The organism is Bacillus sp. JJ1474 (assembly GCF_036965225.1).
Taxonomy (GTDB): Bacteria; Bacillota; Bacilli; order Bacillales; family Cytobacillaceae; genus Cytobacillus.
In genome coordinates this window covers 1-3,496 of the sequence record NZ_JBALPC010000279.1, presented here as the reverse complement: position 1 = coordinate 3,496, position 3,496 = coordinate 1, and the positions used below count along the sequence as shown (strand labels likewise).

Here is a 3,496-nt window from a genome sequence, read left to right as displayed (position 1 = left end):
ATATAGGTTCATTGTACATGAAAAATATGAAAAAACTATGAACAACTATGAAAAGTCTAAAATTTTTTTCATAGAATTTAGCTGAAATGATCTACTTTATGTATTCTATATTTTATGCTCATTTCCTGTATTTTTTCGTAAAATTTAATTTATTTTTTTCTTGTCAAAACTGCCCTGTTTATTAAAGAAATTAGCGATTGTTCAAAAAAAGTGGTATAATTTTATAGATTATGTTTTCTGGAGGAATTTAAATAAATGATAACAGTTAGTNNAATGTAAGTCTTCGTTACGGAGATCGTAAACTATTTGAAGACGTTAATATTAAATTTACACCTGGAAATTGCTACGGATTAATCGGTGCGAACGGCGCGGGTAAGTCAACTTTTTTAAAGATTTTATCTGGGGAAATTGAATCACAAACAGGAACTGTCCATTTAGGTCCTGGTGAGCGTTTAGCCGTATTAAAGCAAAACCACTTTGAATATGAAGAGTTTGAAGCTTTAAAGGTAGTCATCATGGGACATGCAAGACTATACGAGGTCATGCAGGAAAAAGATGCCATCTATATGAAGGCTGACTTTACTGACGAAGATGGTATGAAGGCTGCAGAGCTTGAAGGAGAATTTGCTGAGCTTAATGGCTGGGAGGCAGAGTCTGAGGCAGCGATTCTTTTAAAAGGATTAGGCATTGGTGAAGACCTGCACACGAAAAAAATGGCTGACCTTTCTGGTGGAGAAAAAGTAAAGGTATTGCTTGCACAAGCTTTATTTGGCAAACCAGATGTTCTCCTTTTGGATGAGCCAACAAACCACTTGGACATTAAGGCGATTCAGTGGTTGGAAGAATTCTTAATTAACTTTGAAAATACAGTCATTGTCGTATCCCATGACCGTCACTTCCTAAATAAAGTGTGTACACATATTGCTGACCTTGATTTCAGTAAAATTCAAATTTATGTCGGGAACTATGATTTCTGGTATGAATCAAGCCAGCTTGCACTTCGCATGGCTTCGGATCAAAACAAAAAGAAAGAAGAAAAAATTAAAGAGCTGCAAGCATTTATTGCCCGTTTTAGTGCAAACGCATCTAAATCAAAGCAGGCTACTTCCCGTAAGAAGCTGCTTGATAAGATTTCCTTAGACGATATTAAGCCATCTTCAAGACGTTACCCTTATGTTGGGTTTACTCCGGAGAGAGAAATTGGAAATGATTTGCTTCGTGTTGAAGGAATTAGTAAGACAATTGATGGTGTTAAGGTGCTTGATAATGTAAGCTTTATTATGAATAAAGATGATAAGATTGCATTTGTTGGAACGAATGAACTTGCGAAGACAACTCTTTTCAAGATTTTAATGGGTGAACTTGAAGCTGATAGTGGTTCTTATAAATGGGGAGTTACAACTTCACAGGCTTATTTTCCAAAGGACAACTCTGACTACTTTGAAAATAGTGAATTAAATCTTGTTGACTGGCTTCGTCAATTCTCCCCTAACGATCAAAGTGAAAGCTTCTTAAGAGGATTTCTCGGCAGAATGCTATTCTCAGGCGAAGAAGTGTTAAAGAAAGCAAGTGTCCTATCTGGAGGAGAAAAAGTTCGTTGCATGCTGTCAAAAATGATGTTAAGCGGCGCGAACGTACTATTGCTTGATGAACCAACAAACCATTTGGATTTAGAATCAATTACAGCTTTAAATAATGGGTTAATCAATTATAAGGGCTCACTCATTTTCTCATCTCATGACCATCAATTTATTCAAACGATTGCAAACAGAATTATTGAATTGACACCAAATGGCTATGTTGATAAGCAAATGACGTATGATGAGTATTTAGAGAACACTGAATTACAGAAACAAGTTGCTGAAATGTACAAATAATATTATGGACAGGATGGAACCTTAATGGCACCATCCTGTTTTTTACTATGTACCTTTTAATAATCCTGTTTTTTCTTTTTGTGAATTGTAGAATCAGATGTTCTTTCACCTGTTTCTATATTGGTTGTTCCCTGCCCTTTTACTTCCGGGGAGCTTAATCCAGCTTTAGATGGATCCTTTTTTCTTTTCGACATGATGGTCTCACCTCCCTTCTTACTGTTTCTTCTCTCCTGCATAATTATTCCCAAAAACGACAGAATAAAAATTAGGTAAAAAAGCCAATCTATCAACGGAGGAGGTGTAATAAATAATGAAAAAAATTGCGGTAGAACAATCGTTAACGAATGTTTCTGATGCACTTCGTGAAAAGGGATATGATGTAGTGGACTTAAAGTCTGCTGCTGATGCAGAAAATTGTTCCGCCTGTGTAGTAACAGGAATGGACAATAACTTTATGGGCATGCATGACATAGTAACAAAAGCCCCTGTTATTGAGGCAAGCGGACTGTCAGCTGATGAGGTTTGCCAGCAGGTTGAGCAAAGATTACAATAATTATTTCAGTTAATACAAAAGAGGCTGTTCTTTTAGGTGATTGTTGTTGCCTTTGCTTAAGACCAGCCTCTTTCTTTCATTTAAAAGGTTTCAAAAATAACCTTTCCCGTTTCACTTAAATCATAATCTCCCATCATTCCTAGCTCCTTTTTAATTTCATTGGATGAAAGAATTTCTTTGATTTTTTGAATAACCTCTCTATTTACATCCGTTTTTAAGAGGACTAAATCGTATCTCTCTTTTATTAAGGGGATGAAATCTACACCAACTATTTTTGCTGCTTTTTCAATTCCTATTCCAATATCAGCCTTTTCTCCCCCAATAGCACCAGCAACAGTTAAGTGGCTTGTTTCCTCAAGATGATAGCCATTTACCTCTTTCGATCGAATACCATGGATTCGCAGCTGTTCATCCAATAGAACCCGTGCTCCCGATCCCTTTTCACGATTAATGATAGAGATATCCTCCCTATTTAAATCAGTCCAGCCAGTAATATTTTTAGGGTTTCCTTTTTGAACATAAAGACCTGCCCATCTTGAAAGGAAATTAATAACTATAAACGGAAACCCTGTTAATATTTTTTTTACGTAAGGAATATTGTAAGTCCCAGTATCTCCATCAAATAGGTGGAGACTCACTAAATCACATTGGTTATTATACATAGAAATGAGGCTATTTAGGCTGCCTGTATACAAACGAAGCGGTCTAATATCCTGCATTTCTTTTTCCAGCTGCTTGGCAAACAGATCCAAGGCCATATCTTGTCCGCTAATAACAAAAGTGCGAGGATTGACAATTTCTTGATTTTCTTTAGACGAATCAATAATTGGCTGATTCCCCTTATTCTTATTTCTTTCTTTATAGCTTTCAAGATCACTTGAATCCACTCTCATTTGTCTCCCGACACGAAAAGACGTTAATTCATTCTTTTTAATTAAATCATATACAGTTAATTTGGAGACCTTTAACAAAGAAGCTACTTCTTCTATCGTATAGGAAATATCGTGAATAGACATTTGATCAACCCTATCTTTTTTGAATTTTGGAAAATTTTACTGTTATAACT

The 3,496-nt window shown here is 35.7% G+C and carries 3 protein-coding genes and 1 pseudogene; 2 read left to right on the top strand and 2 right to left on the bottom strand.

Annotated features, from left to right (window positions below; genetic code table 11):
- Window positions 1-272: 272 nt before the first annotated feature.
- Window positions 273-1,877, top strand: a pseudogene (locus tag V7164_RS24495) (ABC-F family ATP-binding cassette domain-containing protein); the annotation flags it as partial.
- A gap of 56 nt (window positions 1,878-1,933) precedes the next feature.
- Here V7164_RS24495 and V7164_RS24490 read toward each other — a convergent pair.
- Entirely contained in the window at window positions 1,934-2,071 is a 138-nt protein-coding gene (locus V7164_RS24490; RefSeq protein ID WP_335347498.1) for a YuzL family protein, read from the bottom strand.
- Between the two features lie 116 nt (window positions 2,072-2,187).
- On the opposite strand from V7164_RS24490, the gene V7164_RS24485 reads away from it, so the two are divergent.
- Complete coding sequence (locus V7164_RS24485) at window positions 2,188-2,430, top strand: YkuS family protein (protein WP_335347499.1); 243 nt, start codon at window positions 2,188-2,190, stop codon at window positions 2,428-2,430.
- Window positions 2,431-2,510: 80 nt separating this feature from the next.
- Here V7164_RS24485 and V7164_RS24480 read toward each other — a convergent pair whose 3' ends face one another.
- The gene (locus V7164_RS24480; protein ID WP_335355526.1) at window positions 2,511-3,446 is read right to left on the bottom strand and encodes a helix-turn-helix transcriptional regulator; all 936 of its coding nucleotides are present in this window, start codon (window positions 3,444-3,446) and stop codon (window positions 2,511-2,513) included.
- Window positions 3,447-3,496 lie beyond the last annotated feature (50 nt).